Source organism: Saliphagus sp. LR7, from assembly GCF_003344565.1.
GTDB lineage: Archaea > Halobacteriota > Halobacteria > Halobacteriales > Natrialbaceae > Saliphagus > Saliphagus infecundisoli.
On sequence record NZ_QPND01000004.1, the window covers coordinates 273,248 to 291,863 of the forward strand.

Here is an 18,616-nt window from a genome sequence, read left to right on the forward strand (position 1 = left end):
TCTGCCGGCGAATGGAGGGACGATGGACTCGCTCGAGGCAGACCTCGAACGCGCACGCGACCTCGCCGTCGCCGACCTCGCCGACGCGGTCGAGTCGATCGGCTTCGAGTGTACCCGGTGTGGGGCCTGCTGTACGAGCGAGGCCGAGGACCCGCACACGGCGACGGTCTTCCCCGACGAAGTGCGGGAGATACAGGACACGAACGACTACGATTGGAGGGACGTCGCCCGGCCGATGCCCTACGGGCTCCGCGAGGGCGAGGAAGGTCCGGAGGGCGAGACCTTCGAATGGGCGCTCGCCACCGACGGCTGTGGCGACTGTACGTTCTACGAGGAGGAGGGAGGCGTCGGCGCCTGTACCGTCCACCCCGACCGGCCGCTGATCTGCCGGACCTACCCCTTTAGCGTGGTTCTCGAGGACGAGGGGGCGGGAGACGACGCGGGCGAGGACACCGAACTCGCACAGCCGATGGGCGCGGCCGTCGATCGGGAGGGGTCGGTCCGGGCCCACGAGTGCGAGGGTCTCGGCCGGGACATCTCGCGGGCGGACGCCGAGGAGCTCGCGGGGGCGCTCAAGGAACGCGCGATCCGCGAGCTCGAGGAGGCGATCGCCGTCCGCGAGGCCTACGAGCCCGCAGATCCCGGTTCGGGCGAGGTCGTCGTCCACGACTCGGAGGGAACGAAGCGGGCGGACGGGCGACCTCGGGGCGGGTAGCGGGAGCTATTTAGGCTCCTGGGGCGACCGTCGGCCATGGCCATGGAGTTCGACTGGAACGGGGTTACCCACGTCACGAAGGTCGACCCCGCAAAACCCCTTCCCGGGGACCTCGGGGTTCTCGCGGGGACGGACCTGATCCTCGTCGGCGGCTCCGACGGCGTGACGAGCGAGAACACCCTCGACGCCATCGGGGAACTCGAGTCGGCCGCCCCCGACGTGCCCGTCTTCCAGGAGCCGTACAGCGGCGACCACGTCACCCGGGAGACCGTAGAGCGTGCCGACGCGGTCGCGATCCCGGCGGTCTACAACGGCGACCGGGCGAACTTCGTCGGGAAACACGTCGATCTCTTCACCGAGGTCGCCCGCAAGCCGGAGGAGGTCCTCGGCTCGTCGGTCCCGTTCGTCGGCGACGCCATCCGAGAGCAGGCGACCGAGGCGATCGTCGACCTCGTCGGGAGCCTCTTCGGCGAGGGGTACGTCGTCCAGAACCCCGACGCCACGGCGGCCGCTACCGCGGGCGTCGCCGGGACCTACACGCCCGATCAGGTCGCGGGTGCGGCCCTCGCGACCGAGGCGTTCTACGGCTTTCCCGTCTTCTACGTCGAGTATTCGGGCACCTACGGCGGCACCGAGGACGTCACGGCCGCCGCGCGCTATCTCGAGGAGACGACGCTGCTCTACGGCGGCGGGATCGACGGCGAGAAGCGGGCCAGGGAGGTCCTCGAGGCGGGCGCGGACGCGGTCGTCGTCGGCGACTGCTTCCACGACGACCCGGCGGCGTTCCGGGCGACGATCCCCGAATAGGCGACGCCCGCCAACGGTTCGCGTCCCGACGGTACCGCACGGCCACGTGGGGACGACAATCCCGGTTCTTATTTGTCCTCCCCTCACTACCGCTTCCGAAATGTCGTCCGAGTCGATCACGGTCCACCTGATCGGGGACTCCACGATGGCCGAGAAGGAGCCGAGCGAACGTCCCGAAACCGGCTGGGGAACGCCGTTTGCCGACTTCGCCGACGACTCGGTGACGGTGGAGAACCACGCCCGCAACGGGCGCAGCACCCGGACCTTTCTGGCGGAGGGTCGGTGGCAGCCCGTGATACGCGACCTCGACGAGGACGACTACGTGTTCGTCCAGTTCGGTCACAACGACGAGGTCCCCTCGAAGGACCAGTACACGCCAGAGGCGGAGTTCACCGCCAACCTCGAGACGTTCGTCGCCGAGACGCGCGACCGCGGGGCGAACCCGGTGTTGCTCACGCCGATCGCGCGCCGCCGGTTCGACGGGACCGGCGACCCGGAAGACACCCACCGGGAGTATTCGAATCTGGTGCGGGAGGTCGCCCGGGCGCGTGACGTCCCGCTCGTCGACGCGGACGAGCGGAGCCGGTCGCTGCTCCGTGAACTGGGACCGCAGGGATCGAACTCGCTCTACAACCACCTGTCGCCGGGAGAGCACCCGAACTACCCCGAGGGCGTCGCCGACGACACCCACTTCAGCGAGCACGGCGCTCGCCGAGTCGCCCAACTGGTCGTCGACGGCATCGATGACCTGGACCTCGAGCTGGCTTCCCACGTCGCCCGGGGCGATCCGCGAGACAGCTCCTCGTGACGTGGGGTCACCCGTCGCTCGAGCACGCTCGGGGTTTCGACGGCCGGAGCCGGACCGGAGCCGACGAGGCGCCGCCGGCCCGGTTAGAACGTTTCCTCGATGATCTCGCCGACGGCGAAGTTCGATTTGACCTCGCTGACCTCGATCTTGACGCGCTCGCCGACCTCGGCGCCGGGGACGATGATGACGTAGCCCCGCTCGACGCGGGCGATGCCGTCACCCTGTTTGCCGATGTCCTCGATCTCGACGTAGCGGGTCTCGCCGACGTCGACCGGCGGCTGTGGCTCCGAGGGGGGCGTCGACTCCGCGGGACGGGCCTCGCGGGCGCTCGAGCCGGTTTCCTCCTCGCGGTCCCGGGAGACGATCGCGACGCGGTAGACCTCCTCGGGGTCAATGTCACCGGTCTCGATCTCCTGGCGCGGGATTTCGACGACGTAGCGGTCGCCCTCGGTCGAGATCTCCGTGCTGAACAGACACAGGAGTTTGTCAGAGATTTCCATAGAGATCCTCCGTCTGCAGTCTACGGTCCCTCCGTAATAGAACTACCGACGACGGCCCGCCCGTTCGGGGTTTCCGAGTGCCGTTCGGCGCCGATCCCGGTCAGTCCGCCCGGCCCGGCACTCGCACGGTCGCGAACCGCTCGAGATCGACGTCGGGGCCGGCGACGCCGGCGGCCTCGGCGACCGACTCGTAGGGGCGGCCGACGACGACGTCCCCGGCGCGGCTCCGTCCAAGCCCCGGGATCGCCGTCAGCTCGTCCATCGAGGCCGCGTTGAGGTCGAGGGGGTAGGGGACGCCGGTCACCGAGCGGTAGCCGTGGTCGACGACGGCGACGTCCGCCGTCGTTCCGAGCTCGCGCTCGCCGGGGATCCCGACCAGCAGCGGGTAGGTTCCCAGCTGCCGGCCGAACGTCGTCCCGTCCTGGTGGTACTCGAGGTGGACGTCCGGGAGGACGGTTCCCGGCGGGGCGACCCGCTTGAGCATTGGATTGTCGATCTCCTCGCGGACCCGCTGCTTGTAGCGCTTGAACAGCTTCTTGTGGTCGTGTGCGATCTCGGCGCCCGTCTCGGACATCTCGGTGCCCGAAAACGCCATCACCTGGCGGATGTTGACCCGCCGGAGCATGAGCCCCTCCTCGAAGACTCGCTCGAGAAAGGCCATGTTGCGCTCGTAGGTCTCCTCGCGTTCGCCCTGGAGGCCGTGGAGGAGGTTGATCCCCGGGAGCAGTTTGGGGAGCCGTCGCGTGGCGTCGGGGCTGAAATTAGGAGCTGTGTCCTTCTCCCCTCCCGGGCGCCACCCCGCCTCCTCGTTGACGATCCGGACGGCCTCGAGACACTCCTCGGCGGTCACGTTCAGGTTGTTCTCCTCCTGGACGACGGGGTCGGCCGACTCGAGGCCGAACGCGGCGGTGTCTCCGGGGGTGTTGTGCTCGGCGATGATCCGGATCCCCTCGCGGCTCTTCTCGGGCCACTCGACGACGGTGATCGGGTTCATGTTGTCGAGGTGGAGCGTGCCGAGGTCGGGGACGGCCTCGCGGATCCCGCCGTAGAGTTCCCGGAGGGCGTCGGGGTTTGGCGCCTCGCCGTCGCCGCCGTAGGCGAGGATGTCGGCCTGGCGGCCGAGCCGGAAGTGGGCGGCGCCGTGGTCGGAAAGCGCGGCGACCTCGCCGACGACGCTCTCGGGGGGGCGAAAGTCGGGATCGCCGTACAGCGGTTCGGTACAGAACGAACAGCGGTAGGCACAGCCCCGCGAGGTCTCGAGTTCGCAGATGAGGTAGTCGGGGTGGTTCGGGTGTTGCTCGACGACGAATGCGCCCTCCCGGGCCCACCGGGTGACCTCGCGGACGTCGCGCATCCGGTTGGAAAAGCCCTCGAGGCCGCTCTCGACCAAGTCGTGGGCGGCGGCCTCGACGTCGCCTTTCGCGACGAACTCGAAGTCGAGGTCCTGGCGTTCGGTCTCCGTCGCGCCCGCGTTCTCCTCGCCGACGCCGAACTTGACGGGGCCGCCCATCAGGCTCGTCCCCTCGGCGACCCAGGCGAGTTCCCGAACTTCGTCGGGTTCGGCGGGCGTTCCGCCGACGTAGCTCCCGGGGACGGTCATCCCGCCGAGGTAGATCATGAGGTCGGCGTCCTCGACGTCCCGCCAGCGCCCGGACTCCTCGCGGAGGGCGTCGATCGTGTGGTAGGTGATCCGCTCGCGGGGGACGCCGGCATCGACGAGCGCGCCCGCAGTGTACCGGGGGTACGTCGAGATATAGGGCGGGACCCCGAAGTGTGCGGGCTCGTCGACGTAGCCGTCGACGATGGTCACCGACAGCGTTTCGGGCTCCGTCATCGTCGGAAGTAACCCCTCGATGCCTAAAACGATGACTACCCGCTGGTTCCCCTACCCGTGCGTTGATGGGTCTGCCGGTGATACCCCCACGCATGCCACCGACGAAGGAGGTCAAGTGTACCGACGACGGCTGCTTTCTCGACATGTTCGAGAACCACTACACCTACGACGTCCCCGAGGACCACGGCGTCGCCGACCTCTCGTGTCCGGTCTGTGGGGGGACCGACTGTCTCGAGGAGATCGAACTCTGAGGAGGTCTCGGGGGGCCCGGAGACGGCTCTCGCCCATCCCGTTCGCCCTCGGACGACGCGCGTCCGACGTTTATTTCGACAGGCAAAAACGATATGACGGTCCCCCGCGTACCGTTTCCCGTGCATGTCTGACGCATGGAGCCGCCCCTCGGCGGACCGGATCGGTGGGGGACGCCGATGAACGTAAGCGAGGTCGGCCGGTCGGCCCGTGAGCGGATCTACCGACGGATCGGGGCCGCAAAGAGCTACGTCCAGGAGAACCGGCCGCTTCCCGTCGACGTCCTCGAGGGAAGCCACTCCTATCTCGTCGTCTTCGACAGCCCCGGCGTCGGCCTCGAGGACGTCCAGGTCAGATACGTCGACGGCGGCGTCCGGATCCGGATCGACCGCTTCCGGGAGTTCCACGACGGGTTCGAGATGCGCTTTCCCGGCCGCGGGATGGCCCTGAGCGGCGAGGCGACCCTGCCCGAGGACGCGGTCGTCGATCCCGACGGCGCGACCGCGCGGCTCACCGACGTCGGAACGCTGAACGTCGAGATCCCCAAGGACGGAGCCGACGCCGACCGGGAGGCCAACCCCGGGGAGATCATCCTCGACTGATCGCGTCAGTCGACCGTCCGGAGCCCGCCGGCGGGGTAGCCGACGACCGTCGTCGCGCCCGCCGACCGGAGCGCCCGCGCCCGTTGCTCGATCCCCGCCCCCGATCCGACGAGCGCGTAGTCCCGGGCGGCCGAAAGGAGGACGCTTCGGGCCCGCCCCGAGGCCGCCGAGTCGGTCGGCGCGCCCGCGGGCAGGGCGTCGGCGACCGGCCGGCGTCGGGCGACGTACGCGCCCAAGGCGTCGAGGATCTCGTCGGCGTCGTCGGTCGCGAGCGTCGGCGCGTACACCGCGATCTCGCCGTCGAACCCCGCGGCCCGCAGCGCGCGGAGGTCCTCCTCGGTCGTCCGCGAGAGCAACTCGTACTGGGGCGCGCCCGTCGCGAGCGCCGTCCGCTCGATCCCCTCGGTGCCGACCCAGGCGTCGGGTGCCGTCTCGAGTGCGGCCCCGAGCCGCGGGGCGATCGCCCGCTCGCGCTCCTCGTCGGTGAGGTAGGCGGGGTGGCCGGCGACGAGCACCCGGCCGGCGGCGGGCGGGAGCTCGGCGAGCAGCGAGTCATCGCCCAGCGGGTCGAAGCCGTCGGCCCGGACCGGCGTCGTCACGAGGACGCGGGTCTCGCGGGCGAGGTCGGCGAGGGCCTCCCGGTCGGGGAGGTGCTCGCAGCCCTCGTAGTCGACGGCGACCGTTCCGACGGGGATCCGGGCGGCCGCCGACACCGGCGACTCGCTGGGCTTGATCGCGACCGCGTCGAGCGCGTCCCACGCCCGGCTCGTCTGCCGTGATCTCATCGATGTGCCCCCCTATCGCGGAACTCGATCCATCGTCTCTGCGACCATGGACCCCCTCCGGCGGTAGCGTGGAAAAGGCTGCCGCTTGGCGCGAGTGTGGCCGCCGGCGCCGTCGCTTCCGGGGGAGCACGCGAGAGAAGCGTGGCCGACGGGGCGGCCCCCGCGGCGGTCGGTCGCCGATACCTCCTCCGCTCGCTCTCAGAGCAGGAACGAGACCACGGCGAGCACGAGGAAGACGATCACGAGCCACTTCGCGATCGTCATCGTGACGCCGGCGACGCCGGTCGCGCCGAGCGCGGATGCGATTATTGCCAGTACGAAGAACGCGATTGCCAACTCTAGCATGGACTCACTTTCAGCCTGTCCCCATAAATGGGTTGAGCTTGGATACGCCGTATGCGGCGTCTGGAGCCCGATTTCGTCGGACCTCCGTCAGACGGCGCCGTCGCTCGAGCGATCGACCCGGTCTGCGGGTTCGAACCCGCTCGTCAGTTCGAGGAGCTGGACGAGGATCCGGCCGGTCGCCCCCCAGACGGTGTAGCCGTCAACGCGGAAGTAGTGGATGGTGATCTCGCCGTAGTGGGGGTGATCGCGGCGCTCGCTCTCGTAGTTGGCGGGATCGAGCAGTCCGGCGACGGGCAACAGTGCGATCTCGGCGACCTCGCGGTGGTCGGGCTCGTAGGCCCGGTCGGGAACCGTGACGACGAAGGGGGAAACTGCGTACTCGGTGACCGTCCGGATGTCGTCGAGGCGGCCGATCACCTCCACTTCCTCCCGGAGCAGGCCGATCTCCTCGAACCCCTCCCGGAGGGCGGTGTCGAGGATCGTCCGGTCGCCGGGCTCGGCCCCGCCGCCCGGGAAACTCATCTGGCCGGGGTGTTCGCCGAGGTGGTCCGCACGTTTGGTGAAGAGGAGGTACTGCTCGCCCCCCCGCTCGACGACCGGCGCGAGCACGGCCGCATCGGAGGGCTGGTCCCGGATCTCGGCCGGCTCGTGGCCCGTGATCGCCGTCAGGTCCAGACGACGCTCGCACTCCTCGGTCATCAGCCGTCCTCCTCAAGCCCGGCGAGTGCGTCCTCGATGCGGTCGCGTTCGTCCTCGAAGTCCGCCGGCGCCCAGGCCTCGACGTCGTAGCTCGTATCGAGCAGTTCGCGGAGCCGGTCGCCGTCCCCGGCCCGGATCGCGGCCCGCACCGCCCGGTCGTACCGCCCGCGGACGGCGTCGGCCGCGGCCGCACGCTCTACGTCCCGGGGATCGACCGAGAGGATGTGCCGGAGGTCCTCGCCGCCCTCCGGGAGCGTCGGGAACGCCGTCGGGCCGGCGACGTAGAGGGACGTCCCGTCGTGGGTGACCACGACGACCCCGAACGACCGGCGGGCAGCGGCGAGCGCGGGGCCGAGTTCCGGCTCGGGGGCGCCGCTCCGGGCGGCCGCCTCCGAGAGGGCCCGCTCGAGTTCCGCTCGGGTGAGCCCGCCGAAGAGTTCGAGGACGCCGGCGAGTTCGTCGGCGCTCACGTCCATGGAGAGGTCATGGGCGCCCGCCTAGATGAGCCTTGCCCGATCACGTCCCGCCAGCTCCCCCCGTTCGGGCCGCCTCGAGGATCCGTTCGGGCGCGAAGGGGGCGTCGCTCCAGGCGGGCAGGCGCCGGTCGGCGCCCGGGGGACCGATCGCGCCCGCGTAGCGCTCGACCTGGTCGCGCTCGCTCGCCGGGTCGTACGCGAGGCCGTTGTGGGCCGCATCCGCGCGGTACTGGGCGACCAGCCGCCGGCCCTCCGCCCGGAAGCGATCGGGGAGGCTCTCGTAGTCGGGATCGACGCCGAACTCCTCGGCCACCCGGAGCAGGGTCGCGACGACCTCCCGGCTCATCCCCTCCAACCCCTCGGTGCCGGCGACCGCGCGGTGGTCGTGGACGTGGCGGCCCAGATCGACCTGGACCGTCCCCTCGAACCCGGCGTAGGCGAAGGCATCACCCAGGGTACCGACCTCGAGGCCCCAGGCGGGCGGCGCGCGGATCTCGCGGGCGAACTCGGCGGTCGCGGCGAACTCGCCGGCCAGCGCGTACCGAAACGAATCGAGGTAGTCGAGGACCGGGGCGTCGCTTTCGGTGGAAAGGGCCCGGACCAGCGGCTCGTAACAGAGCCGGAACAGCCGGCCGTAGAGCCGGCCGTCCTCGACGCGGGCGTAGTAGCCCTTCGCGAACTCGAAACCCGCCTCCGTCGCGAGCGGGGAGAGCAGGCGGGCGACGTGGCTCGCCTCGTAACTCGTCGCGTCGGCGTCGTGGACGACGACGTACTCGCCCGCGTCGGCCGCGGGCCCGAGCGCGAGCCAGACGTCCCTGCCCTTCCCGAAGCCGTCTCCCAGTCCCGCCCCCGCGAGCAGGTCCTCGACGGCGGGCGCGTTACACCACAGCACCGATAGCGGGAGGTCGTAGCCCGACAGCCACTTCCGGAAGCCCCCGATCCGCTCAGCGGGCGCGCGGACGGGGACGAAGACGCGGGCGGGCGAGAGACGCTCGAGTTCCGAGAGGGCAGCCTCGGCCGCCGGCGCGCCCCGATCGCGGTCGGTCATCGGGACGACGACCGCGGCCTCGGCGACGGGCGCCGTCGCCGGATCGAACCCCCCCAGCCGGTGGAGCGTCGCGACCCGCTCTTGGACGTACTCCATTTCCTCCCCCTTCGGGCCGAGGCCCAAAACGGGCGCGGTTCCGGCGATCCACAGAGACGCGATTCCTCGCGGGGCTGTGGCGGGCGATTCCGCCGTCGGGGGCTTCGTAATAGTTAAACGACGGACGCGGCTACCACCGTGTGGGCCAGGATGGCCGAACGGTAAGGCGCACGCCTGGAAAGCGTGTTCCCTTTCGGGATTCTGGGTTCAAATCCCAGTCCTGGCGTATTCTACCGCGAGCAACCCCGCGAGCGGCAGATACCCAACGAGGGGATTTGAATTACGGAAGACGCACGCTCACGAGCGAAGCGAGTGAGATCGTCTTCAGGTGGTTCAAATCCCTGTCCTGGCGTCGCGAGGGGCGAGCGAAGCGGGTGCCTCGAAGTGGCCGAACGGCGACGCCGTGAGGTGCTTTTGGGGCGAGCACTCCGCGAGCGATAGATACCCGGATTCCCCCGTCTTCTGTCCGTCTCAGACGTCGACGTACTGCTCTTCCCACTCGCGGCGCGCCCGGATCGCCTCCCGTCCGGCCTCGGTGATCGCGTAGTAGTTCGTCCGGCGGTCGAGTTCGCCCTTCTCGACGAACTCCCTCTCGACGAGTTCGTCCAGATTCGGGTAGAGCCGTCCGTAGTTGATCTCGGCCTCGTAGTACTCCTCTAGCTCCGAGCCGACCGACTGGCCTGATGGCCTGTCGAAGCCGCTGATGACGTACAACAGGTCCCGCTGGAACCCCGTGAGGTCGTCCATCTCAACTCCCCTCGTCCGAATCGGGTCCGTCCTCGGCGTCCTGTTCGGACTGTAACACCTGCCGGATGTGGAAGTCCTTCTCGGTGGCCTCCTCTGCCTCCAGTGCCTTCTCGAGGTGCGTTCTCCAGTGTCGGGTGAGCCCCACCATTCTATACGACTACATACTGTCCGAGAAACTAAACTGTATTGATAGTTAATGGCGATTAGACGACGGAATTTCCTATAGGGACGGATGTCGCTGGACCCACTCGCGAGGTGGGCCGCCGGCCCGAATCGGGCATTTATTCGTCCCGACCCCTTAGCGCGGTCGTGACCCGTACCGACGACCGGATCGTGATGTACTCGGACTACGTCTGTCCCTTCTGTTACCTCGGTCGGCAGTCCCTCGACTCCTACCGCGAGCGTCGCGAGGACGACCTCGGGATCGACTGGCGCCCGTTCGACCTCCGGAGCGGGAAACGCGGTCCCGACGGCGAGATCGACCGCTCCGTCGAGGACGGCAAGGACGAGGGCTACTTTGAACAGGTCCGCGAGAACGTCGCGCGCCTGAAAGCGGAGTACGGCGCCGAGGGGATGCTCGCGCTCGAGGAGACCCCCGAGGTCGATTCCTTCGACGCACAGGTCGCCTCGCTTTTCGTCCGAGAGACCCGTCCCGACCGGTGGGAGGCGTTCGACGAGGCGATCCTCGAGGCGCTCTGGCTCGAGGGGCGCGACATCGGCGACCCCGAGGTGCTCGCCGGGATCGGCCGGGAGGTCGGCCTCGACGGCCGAGCGCTGCGAGACGCGATCGACGACGAGGACCACCGCGAACGCCTCGGGGAGCGGTTCGGGGCGGCCGAGCGCCGCGGGATCACCGGCGTCCCGACGTTCGTCTACAGCGACCACGCCGCCCGCGGCGCGGTCCCGCCTGAGCACTTGGCGCGCCTCGTCGAGGGCGAGTGACCGGGAGCCGGCCGGGGTCGCCGGCCGCTACCGCTCCGCGTCCGCCTCGGGGACGTCCTCGCCCGCTACGCCGTCGATCCGGCCCACGACCTCCCGGAGGGCGAACGCCTCGCCGGTCGCGCTCTCCGCGAAGGGGCCGTCGGCGTTCGGGAACCCCCCGGTCGTCCCGAGTTCGTCCTCGACCGCGGCCATCAGCGCGCGCTCCGCCCCGGTCCACTGGCTCCGGCCGAACGCCTCCTCGGCCTTGGAAGGGGTCAGAACCCTGGTCGCGGTCAGCTCGCCCCCGCTCCTGGCGACGTGTTCCCCGACGACGAGCTCCAGGGGATCGGTCCGCCTGGCGTCGGCGGCGGCCTCGCGGGCCCGCTCTACGTAGCGCTCGGCCGCCGCGAGGTCGGCCCGGAGCGCCTCGAGCTTCTCGGGGGGAAGCTTGCTTCCGGTCGTTTCCTCGCCGTTGATCGTCGGCTTGGGGTCGTAGATCACCGCGCCGTGGTGGTCGGAGAGCACGTCCGTGAGCCCGCTTCGCTCGCCGCCCTCCCAGCTCGCGGTCCACTCGATCGCGGCTCGCCCGTGGGCGACGGTGACCGAGAACGCGAGGGCGAGTTCGGTGCCGTCGTCCGCACAGACGTGTTCGACGGTCCCGAACTCGGGCGGCTCGGGTAGATCCGCGTTCTCCACCGCCGCAAGCGGCGCCACGTCGCGTCCACCCTCGTCCATAGTTCACGTGGAACATCGCCGTTGGTAATCGTTTCGGCCGGCGGCGGCCACGAAGGGGAAGCGTCGTATATCAGGAGCGGCGAGGTCCGGGGGTGACACGGCGGAAGCTCTGGCTCGGCGCGGCGTTCTGTTTCGTCGCCGGCGACGGGATGGCGATGCAAACCCGGGGCGCGCTGCTCTCGAGCTTCGAGGAGACGTTCGGCGTCTCGGAGTCGCTTCTGGGGCTCGTGGCGCCCGCGGGAACGGTCGGTTTCGTCGTCGCGATCCTCGCGGTCGGGCTCGCGGCCGGTCGCCTCGACGTCAGGGCGACGATGCTCGTCGGCGCGGTCGCGATGACCTTCGCGATGGCCGTGACCGCCATCGCGCCCGTCTACGCCCTGCTCCTGGCGGCGCTGCTCGCCCAGGGCGCCGCAGGGGGGGTGTTCCGGGGGCTCGACAGGCCGCTCCTGAGCCACGTCTACCCCGACCGGCTGGGCCGGATCTTCGTGCTCTACTCGCTGGCGTGGTCGATCGGGGCAGTTTCGGGACCGGTGGTTGTCAGTGCCGTGCTCTCGGTCGCCGACTGGCGGCTCACCTATCTCCTGCTGGCGGCCTGGTTCCTGCCCGTGGTCGCTCTTCTCTGGAAACTCGACTCCCCGTCGGGCTGGTCGGAGACCGAACTCGACCGGGCGGCGCTCTCCGAACTCCTCGGCCGGCCGGCGATCCGGGGCGCCCTGGCCGGGATGGCGCTGGTCGGCGGGATCGAGGGCGCGATCTTCACCTGGCTGCCCTACTACGCCGGGACCTTCCTCGAGCGCAACGTCGCGAACCTCGCGCTCTCTGCGTACCTGCTCGCGTACGTCCCCGGCCGGTACCTCTATGCTCGGCTCGTCGAGTCCGGGGGCTACCTGCGGCTCGCGCTTGCGACGACGCTGCTCGCGGTGCCCACGATCGCGCTCGCGTTGGTCGTGCTGTCGGGACCGGCGATGCTCCTCGCGGTGTTCGCGACGGGGCTCCTGATCTCGTCGATCTTCCCGCTGCTGTCGGCCTACGGCGTCGAGGCCGCCCCCGACTACAGCGGCCCCGTGAGCGCGCTCACCTCGGCGGCGACCTACGCCGGGATCGCCGTCGTTCCGACGACGATGGGCGTCGTCGCCGAGGTCGAAAGCATCGCGCTGGCGATGTGGATCCCGGTCTCGCTTTCGGTCGCCCTCGTCGTCGTCGTCGGCGCGACCGGCGGCCGGTCGCTGCTTCCGGGCGCTCGTGCTGGCGGATGAGCGGCCGAGAGGGAGGCCGAGGGTGGGGAGAGGGGACCAACCCCGGCGGCTCGGGTGACACGGAGCGGGACGGGGGAGCCACGCGAACGACAGGGGGTCGACGCGGGCCCCGGTCGATGGAACGAGAGAGCCCTATATCGTAACGCCCTCGCTACCGCGTGCCCACGCCCGGTAGCCGTCGGCTACCCCGCGGTCCGCCGGGGGCCGGAGCCGTTTTGTCGCCGGCGAGCGAACGACGACCATGTGCGGCCGCTACACCCTGTTCGCCGACCGGGAGGACCTAGAGGACCGGTTCGACGCCCGCTTCGAGGGCCCATACGAGCGCCGGTACAACATGGCGCCGGGCCAGCGGCTGCCGGTCGTCACCGACGCCGCGTCCGATACGATCCGGTCTCTCGAGTGGGGCCTCGAGCCCGACTGGGACGGCGACCGGCTGATCAACGCCCGGGCGGAGACCGTCGCGAGCAAGCCCAGTTTCCGGGCGGCCTACGAGGGGGTCGGGCGCGATGGCGGTGTCGGCGAGAGCGAGGGCCGCGAGGCGGGGCGGTGTCTCGTCCTCGCCGACGGCTTCTACGAGTGGGCCGACGGCCAGCCCTACCGGGTCGCCTTCGAGGACGACCGCCCGTTCGCGATGGCGGGACTCTGGCGGTCGCCGGAGACGGAGACGACCCAGGCCGGCCTCGACGCCTTCGGCGGCGGGAGCGACGCCGAGGAGCCCGCCGAGGTCGGCTCCTTTACCGTCGTGACGACCGAACCCAACGCCCTCGTCGCCGACCTCCACCACCGGATGGCCGCGGTCCTCGAGCCGGACGGCGAACGACAGTGGCTCTCCGCCGAGGATCCACGGGGCGTGCTCGAGTCCTACCCCGCCGACGAGATGCGTGCCTACCCGGTTTCGACGGCGGTCAACGGCCCGGACACCGACGACCCGTCGCTGGTCGAACCGATCTAACTCCCTCACCGATCCGTTAGACGACGGCTCTCGCGGGGCATCTCCGCGTGTATTCTGGCCGGTTTTCACGCCACGGACGGCTCCGACCCCGATACGCTCGTCGTCGAGTTCGTGGGAGTCAGGTGAGTGGGCGAGAACGCGGACCGATGCCTCGGGCCAGAGGTCCCGTCGCCGTCGAATCACCATCGTTTGCGTACAGTCCGGGTTCTTTGCAGAAGTGTTACATTACGGGGCGATGTGGACCGTTCCATGCCGAGTTCCGCCGGCGTGGCGCTCGCCCAGGAGCCGGTGGTTCGGCCGGAACTCACGGCCGACGTCTTCGTCGTCCTCGGCGTCGTCGTGCTCGCGCTCGTGTTCTTTCTCACCGAGTGGCTGCCGATCGACGTGACTGCGATCTCGTTGATCGTCGTGCTCGTCGTCCTGGAGCCGTGGACGGGCATCGATCCGAGTACCGGCATCTCGGGGTTCGCCAACGACGCGACGATCACGGTGCTGGCGATGCTCATCCTCAGCGGCGGTATCGCCAAGACGGGACTCGTCCAGGAGCTCGGACGCCGGATGGCGTCGTTCGCGGGCGACAGCGTCCGGAAACAGCTGTTCGCCACCGTCCTCGCGACGAGCCCCGTCTCGGGGTTTCTCAACAACACGCCCGTCGTGGCGCTGCTCGTGCCGGTCGTGACCGACGTCGCGAACCGGGGGCACACCTCCCCGTCGAAGCTCCTCATCCCGCTTTCGTACGCCTCGCAGGTCGGCGGCATGCTCACGCTCGTCGGCACCTCGACGAACCTCCTCGCGAGCGACATCAGCGGCCGTCTCGGGAGCGAGTACCCCGAACTCCACCGGTTCTCGATGTTCGAGTTCACGCAGTTGGGCGTGATCGTCGTCGTCGTCGGGGCGCTCTACCTGATCTTCGTCGGACATTCCCTTCTCCCCGAGCGCGTCCCTCCACGGGCGGACTACGTCGAGACGTACGACGTCGGCGACTATATCGCGGAGATAGCGATCGGTCCAGGGTCACCCCTCGGGGGCGAGACGGTCGGCGACGCGACGACGATACTGGGCGACGGAGTCGACGTCGTCCAGGTCGTCCGGGACGGGGATCGATCGGTTGCCCCCCAGCAGGTGGTTCGACTCGAGGACGGCGACGTGCTCGTGGTCCGAACGGGCCGAGACGCAGTCGAGATGCTCGAGAATAGTGGGGCAGTCGAACTCGTCGGCGACCCGCGATCGACCGAGGAACTCGCGCCGGCCGATTCCGAGAGCGTCCTCACCGAACTGGTCGTCTCGCTCGATTCGCGGTTGGTCGGCGAACGACTGGATCCCGAGCGCTTCCGTGTGGAGTTCGGCGCCGCAGTGCTCGGCCTCCGCCACCGTGGCACACTCATCGGCGGTCGGCTCGTCGGCCACCGTCTCGACGTCGGGGACACGCTCCTCGTCCAGGCGGCGCCCGACACGCTCGATCGCCTCTCCAGACGCGACGACGTGATCGTCGCTCGGGAACCGCCCCGACGGGAGTACCGCGCGAACAAGGCACCGATCGCCGTCGCGATCATGATCGGCGTCGTCGCCGTCGCTGCCCTCGAGCTCTACCCCATTTTGGTCTCGGCGCTCATGGGCGTGGTCGCGATGGTCGTCACCGGCGTCCTCGACCCCAACGAGCTGTACGACGCCGTCGAGTGGGACGTCATCTTCCTGCTGGCGGGCGTTATTCCGCTCGGAATCGCGTTAGAACAGAGCGGTGCGGCCGCGTATCTCGCCTTTCTGGTCGTCTCGACGGCCGGCTTCCTTCCCACGATCGTCGTGCTGTGGCTGTTCTACATCGTCACCGGCCTCATCACCGAACTGATCAGTAATAACGCGAGCGTCGTCCTCATGATTCCGGTCGCAGCGGCCGCAGCAGCGGGCATCGATGCGAACCCGCTCGCGTTCGTCTTTGCAGTCACCTTTGCCGCCAGCACCGCGTTCCTGGGCCCGATCGGCTACCAGACCAACCTCTTCGTCTACGGCCCGGGCGGCTATCGCTTCACCGATTACTTCCGGATCGGCGCGCCCCTCCAGGTGCTTCTCTCAATCGTCACCGTCCTCGGAATCGCGCTGTTTTGGGGGGTGTGATCGAAAGGGGACGGCCAGCCACTGCCCGACGGTGACCGGAGAGCCGATCACGGAACCCGTGTGGACCGGGAACGGTTTCGTCCGTCGTGGCCGAGTACCGAACGGAGCGAACGAAAAACCGATAACACCTCCGCTCCCGAGGTTCGGATATGGGAGAGGAGGTCAAGTCGGGTGATCAGGTCGAAATCGCATACGAATCGACGCGCTCCGGGAACGTGGTCTCGCGAACAGGGACCGTCGTCCAAACCCCGGACGGGAACGAGCGGAGCGTCCTGTTCGTCGAAACCGATGAGAACCAACTCACTGGCGTCACCGCCGAGTACGCGTTCAGCGTCTCGACCGGCGGGAACGATGCCGACGCGGATGACGATTCCACCGTCCAACGAACCGTGTCTCTCGGCCCCCTCGCGTCCGTGACCAAACGATAACTCGGTCGTCTTCGCCGGCTAATTCGAGCCGGGGCGGCGGCGCCATCGAGGCCGACGCCGGTGTCGGACCCGTCGAGACCGGGATCGGCGATCCCGGCCCGTGCCGACGGCGACGTCGTCGTGGTCCCCGGTCCCCCGAAGACGGTTGTCGTACCCGGCGAGAGCCGCTTCTACGACGCCCTTCTCCGTTCTACCCGTCTCGCTCCAGGACCTCGATCGCGACCAGTTCCTCGCCGGTGAGCGCGGCGACGTAGGCACCGCCGGCGATCGAGACGTGTGAGAAGGCGTCCTCGGGGAGGTCGTACATCGGGATCGCCCGGGAGGTGTCCCCGCCGCCGACGACCGAGAAGCAGTCGGTGTCGGCGATGGCCCGCAGAACGCCGACGGTGCCGTCGGAAAAGGGCTCGTCCTCGAAGACTCCGAGCGCGCCCTTGACGAAGACCGCATCCGACTCCGAGACGTGGTCGGCGTAGGTCGCGACGGTGTCGCTCCCGACGTCGAGAAAGGAGGTCTCCTTCTCGACGCCGTCGACGGCGACCTCCGCGCGCTCGCCCGCGGCGTCCTCGTAGGCGAGGTCGCTCGCGAGGACGAGGCGGTCGCCGTGGGTCTCGAGGGTCTCCTTGATCTCCTCGCGATTCTCGTCCCACTGGTCGTCGAACAGGTCGCTCTCGACGTCGTAGCCGACGTCGTGGCCCGCCGCCCGGAGGAAGAGTTCGCCGACGATCCCGCCCAGACAGAACCGGTCTACGCCCTCGAGGCGCTCGATCACGGGGATGAGGTCCTCGGCTTTCGTTCCCCCCAGGACCATCGTCACGCGGTCGAACTCCCGCTCGCGGATCGCGGAGTTGGCGGTGTACTCCGTTTCCATGACGGGTCCCGCGTAGGCGTCCATGACCAGGGGAAAGCCGACGATCGAGGCGTGGGCGCGGTGGGCCGCCGAGTAGGCGTCGTTGACGTAGGCGTCGAACTCGGGGGCCAGGGTCCGGACGAGCTCGCTTTCTGCGTGTTCTTCGGGAGTCTTCTCGGGCAACTCCTCGTCGCACATCCGGACGTTCTCGAGCAGGAGGACCTCGCCGCCCGCGAGGTCGTCGATCGCTTCGAGGGCCTCCTCGCCGAAGGTGTCGGCGACGAACTCGACCTCCCTATCGAGATGGTCGGCGAGGATCTCCGCGTGTTGCCCCAGCGAGACGAAGGTGTCCCGGCCGGGCCGGCCCTGGTGGGCCAGCAGGGCGAGGGCGTGGCCGTCGTCGAGCAGCCGTTCGACGGTCTCGGCGTGGCGCGAAAAGCGCCTGTTGTCCTTGACGACGCCCTCCTCGACGGGGGCGTTCAGGTCGAGACGGACGAGCAGGCGCTGCTCCGGCGGGAGGTCCTCGACGGTTCCGAACGAAGGCATGAGCCGAGAATCGCTCCGGGAGGGGTTAAATCCGGCCCTACGGCCGCGGCGAGGCGCCGCTTTCGGCCCGGCCCTCGATGAGGTAGGTCGCGAGATCGAGCATCCGGGCGGAGAAGCCGTACTCGTTGTCGTACCAGGTCAGCACCTTCGCGAGGCCGTCCTCGACGACCATCGTCGACTCGAGGTCGACGTACGTCGAGAACGGCAGCCCCAGGATGTCTCTGGACACGATCTCGTCGTCGGTGTACCCCAGCACGCCGGCGAGGTCGCCGTCGGCGGCCGCCCGAACGGCGTCGTTGATCTCCTCGCGGGAGGGGTTGCCCTCGAGATCGACGGTGAAGTCCGTGATCGACCCGCTCGGAACGGGCACGCGCATCGCCATCCCGTCTAATTTCCCTTCCAGCTGGGGGAGCACTTCGGTCGTCGACTGGGCCGCGCCCGTCGAGGTCGGGATGATGTTCTCGGCGGCGGCCCGACCGCGGCGGGTCTTGCCCGCCGGACCGTCGACGAGGCTCTGGGTGCCGGTGTAGGCGTGGACGGTCGTCAGGAGTCCCGATTCGATGCCGAACTCGTCGTCCAGGACCTTCGCGACGGGGGCGATGCTGTTGGTCGTACAGGAGGCGTTCGAGACGACGTCCTCGCCGTCGTACTCGTCGTGGTTGACGCCGTAGACGACCGTCAGAACCTCCTTGTCGCCCTTCGGGGGCGCGGAGATGATCGCCTTCTCGGCGCCGGCTTCCAGGTGCTGGGCGGCGTCGTCGTGGGTCCGAAAGAGGCCGGTGGCCTCGAAGGCGACGTCGACGTCGTGGTCGTCCCAGGGGAGGTTCGTCGGGTCGCGTTCGGAGGTGAGCGTGATCTCCTGGCCCTGGACGGTGAGGGTGCCGTCGTCGAGGGAGACGCCGTCCAGGCGACCTGCGACAGAGTCGTACTCGAGGAGGTAGGCCATCTTCTCGTCGTCCATGATGTCGTTGATCGCGACGATCTCGACGGTGTCGTGTGCGAGGGAGGCCCGGAGCACGTTCCGCCCGATCCGTCCGAACCCGTTCAGCCCGACGCGGACGGTCCCCTCGGCCGACTCGACGGAATGTTCACTCATGTATGAGTAATC

General features: G+C 69.3%; 22 protein-coding genes and 1 tRNA gene. 11 read left to right on the forward strand and 12 right to left on the reverse strand.

Annotation, left to right across the window (positions count from 1 at the left end):
* The first annotated feature begins 22 nt into the window (after positions 1-22).
* The 3 genes from DVH23_RS08485 to DVH23_RS08495 all read left to right on the forward strand — a co-directional run bounded on the left by DVH23_RS08485 (position 23) and on the right by DVH23_RS08495 (position 2,330).
* On the forward strand, positions 23-715 hold the full coding sequence (locus DVH23_RS08485) for a YkgJ family cysteine cluster protein (protein WP_114577001.1): 693 nt from the start codon (positions 23-25) through the stop codon (positions 713-715).
* 42 nt (positions 716-757) lie between these two features.
* The gene (locus DVH23_RS08490; protein ID WP_114577068.1) at positions 758-1,522 is read left to right on the forward strand and encodes a heptaprenylglyceryl phosphate synthase; all 765 of its coding nucleotides are present in this window, start codon (positions 758-760) and stop codon (positions 1,520-1,522) included.
* A 100-nt stretch (positions 1,523-1,622) separates the two neighbouring features.
* Complete coding sequence (locus DVH23_RS08495; protein WP_114577002.1) at positions 1,623-2,330, forward strand: rhamnogalacturonan acetylesterase; 708 nt, start codon at positions 1,623-1,625, stop codon at positions 2,328-2,330.
* A gap of 83 nt (positions 2,331-2,413) precedes the next feature.
* Here the strand turns inward: DVH23_RS08495 and DVH23_RS08500 are convergent, their stop codons facing one another.
* Together DVH23_RS08500 and DVH23_RS08505 are read right to left on the reverse strand one after the other, a co-directional pair.
* Positions 2,414-2,830 carry a TRAM domain-containing protein gene (locus tag DVH23_RS08500; protein WP_114577003.1) on the reverse strand — a complete coding sequence of 139 codons (417 nt, stop codon included), beginning with the start codon at positions 2,828-2,830 and terminating at the stop codon, positions 2,414-2,416.
* Between the two features lie 100 nt (positions 2,831-2,930).
* Positions 2,931-4,664 carry a radical SAM protein gene (locus DVH23_RS08505; protein WP_114577004.1) on the reverse strand — a complete coding sequence of 578 codons (1,734 nt, stop codon included), beginning with the start codon at positions 4,662-4,664 and terminating at the stop codon, positions 2,931-2,933.
* Positions 4,665-4,756: 92 nt separating this feature from the next.
* Here DVH23_RS08505 and DVH23_RS24190 point away from each other — a divergent pair, with 92 nt between their 5' ends.
* Both DVH23_RS24190 and DVH23_RS08510 read left to right on the forward strand, forming a co-directional pair.
* Entirely contained in the window at positions 4,757-4,915 is a 159-nt protein-coding gene (locus DVH23_RS24190) for a hypothetical protein (RefSeq protein ID WP_198667879.1), read from the forward strand.
* 135 nt (positions 4,916-5,050) lie between these two features.
* Positions 5,051-5,515, forward strand: a complete 465-nt coding sequence (locus tag DVH23_RS08510; protein WP_380683032.1) for an Hsp20/alpha crystallin family protein — start codon at positions 5,051-5,053, stop codon at positions 5,513-5,515.
* A gap of 5 nt (positions 5,516-5,520) precedes the next feature.
* On the opposite strand, the gene DVH23_RS08515 is transcribed toward DVH23_RS08510, so the two are convergent.
* From DVH23_RS08515 to DVH23_RS08535, 5 genes are all read right to left on the reverse strand, one after another.
* A complete protein-coding gene (locus DVH23_RS08515) occupies positions 5,521-6,300 on the reverse strand; it encodes a luciferase (protein WP_114577005.1) in 780 nt (259 codons plus the stop codon).
* A 198-nt stretch (positions 6,301-6,498) separates the two neighbouring features.
* The gene (locus tag DVH23_RS08520; RefSeq protein WP_114577006.1) at positions 6,499-6,645 is read right to left on the reverse strand and encodes a DUF1328 domain-containing protein; all 147 of its coding nucleotides are present in this window, start codon (positions 6,643-6,645) and stop codon (positions 6,499-6,501) included.
* Positions 6,646-6,732: 87 nt separating this feature from the next.
* A complete protein-coding gene (locus DVH23_RS08525; protein WP_114577007.1) occupies positions 6,733-7,344 on the reverse strand; it encodes a CoA pyrophosphatase in 612 nt (203 codons plus the stop codon).
* Complete coding sequence (locus DVH23_RS08530) at positions 7,344-7,820, reverse strand: hypothetical protein (protein WP_114577008.1); 477 nt, start codon at positions 7,818-7,820, stop codon at positions 7,344-7,346. Before DVH23_RS08530 ends, DVH23_RS08525 begins: the two co-directional genes overlap by 1 nt.
* A gap of 40 nt (positions 7,821-7,860) precedes the next feature.
* On the reverse strand, positions 7,861-8,964 hold the full coding sequence (locus DVH23_RS08535; protein WP_114577009.1) for a glycosyl transferase family 2: 1,104 nt from the start codon (positions 8,962-8,964) through the stop codon (positions 7,861-7,863).
* Between the two features lie 144 nt (positions 8,965-9,108).
* On the opposite strand from DVH23_RS08535, the gene DVH23_RS08540 reads away from it, so the two are divergent.
* Positions 9,109-9,190, forward strand: a tRNA-Ser gene (locus DVH23_RS08540).
* Between the two features lie 245 nt (positions 9,191-9,435).
* On the opposite strand, the gene DVH23_RS08545 is transcribed toward DVH23_RS08540, so the two are convergent.
* Together DVH23_RS08545 and DVH23_RS24195 are read right to left on the reverse strand one after the other, a co-directional pair.
* The gene (locus DVH23_RS08545) at positions 9,436-9,711 is read right to left on the reverse strand and encodes a PadR family transcriptional regulator (RefSeq protein WP_114577010.1); all 276 of its coding nucleotides are present in this window, start codon (positions 9,709-9,711) and stop codon (positions 9,436-9,438) included.
* 1 nt (position 9,712) lies between these two features.
* Complete coding sequence (locus tag DVH23_RS24195) at positions 9,713-9,859, reverse strand: hypothetical protein (protein WP_198667880.1); 147 nt, start codon at positions 9,857-9,859, stop codon at positions 9,713-9,715.
* A gap of 188 nt (positions 9,860-10,047) precedes the next feature.
* Between DVH23_RS24195 and DVH23_RS08550 the strand changes: the two genes are divergently transcribed.
* Complete coding sequence (locus DVH23_RS08550) at positions 10,048-10,653, forward strand: DsbA family protein (protein WP_114577070.1); 606 nt, start codon at positions 10,048-10,050, stop codon at positions 10,651-10,653.
* A 27-nt stretch (positions 10,654-10,680) separates the two neighbouring features.
* Here DVH23_RS08550 and DVH23_RS08555 read toward each other — a convergent pair whose 3' ends face one another.
* Positions 10,681-11,367, reverse strand: coding sequence for a hypothetical protein (locus DVH23_RS08555; RefSeq protein ID WP_114577011.1), 687 nt, complete (start codon positions 11,365-11,367; stop codon positions 10,681-10,683).
* 92 nt (positions 11,368-11,459) lie between these two features.
* On the opposite strand from DVH23_RS08555, the gene DVH23_RS08560 reads away from it, so the two are divergent.
* The 4 genes from DVH23_RS08560 (at position 11,460) to DVH23_RS08575 (ending at position 16,115) form a co-directional block, all read left to right on the forward strand.
* Positions 11,460-12,623, forward strand: coding sequence for a sugar MFS transporter (locus DVH23_RS08560; protein ID WP_198667881.1), 1,164 nt, complete (start codon positions 11,460-11,462; stop codon positions 12,621-12,623).
* Positions 12,624-12,864: 241 nt separating this feature from the next.
* Positions 12,865-13,575 carry an SOS response-associated peptidase gene (locus tag DVH23_RS08565; RefSeq protein WP_114577012.1) on the forward strand — a complete coding sequence of 237 codons (711 nt, stop codon included), beginning with the start codon at positions 12,865-12,867 and terminating at the stop codon, positions 13,573-13,575.
* Between the two features lie 249 nt (positions 13,576-13,824).
* Positions 13,825-15,687 (forward strand): SLC13 family permease, encoded by a 1,863-nt coding sequence (locus DVH23_RS08570; protein WP_114577013.1) that lies wholly within the window; start codon positions 13,825-13,827, stop codon positions 15,685-15,687.
* A gap of 149 nt (positions 15,688-15,836) precedes the next feature.
* Positions 15,837-16,115, forward strand: coding sequence for a hypothetical protein (locus DVH23_RS08575; RefSeq protein WP_114577014.1), 279 nt, complete (start codon positions 15,837-15,839; stop codon positions 16,113-16,115).
* A gap of 190 nt (positions 16,116-16,305) precedes the next feature.
* On the opposite strand, the gene DVH23_RS08580 is transcribed toward DVH23_RS08575, so the two are convergent.
* Both DVH23_RS08580 and gap read right to left on the reverse strand, forming a co-directional pair.
* Positions 16,306-17,508, reverse strand: a complete 1,203-nt coding sequence (locus DVH23_RS08580; RefSeq protein WP_114577015.1) for a phosphoglycerate kinase — start codon at positions 17,506-17,508, stop codon at positions 16,306-16,308.
* Positions 17,509-17,545: 37 nt separating this feature from the next.
* Positions 17,546-18,604, reverse strand: coding sequence for a type I glyceraldehyde-3-phosphate dehydrogenase (gap, locus tag DVH23_RS08585; RefSeq protein ID WP_114577016.1), 1,059 nt, complete (start codon positions 18,602-18,604; stop codon positions 17,546-17,548).
* Positions 18,605-18,616 lie beyond the last annotated feature (12 nt).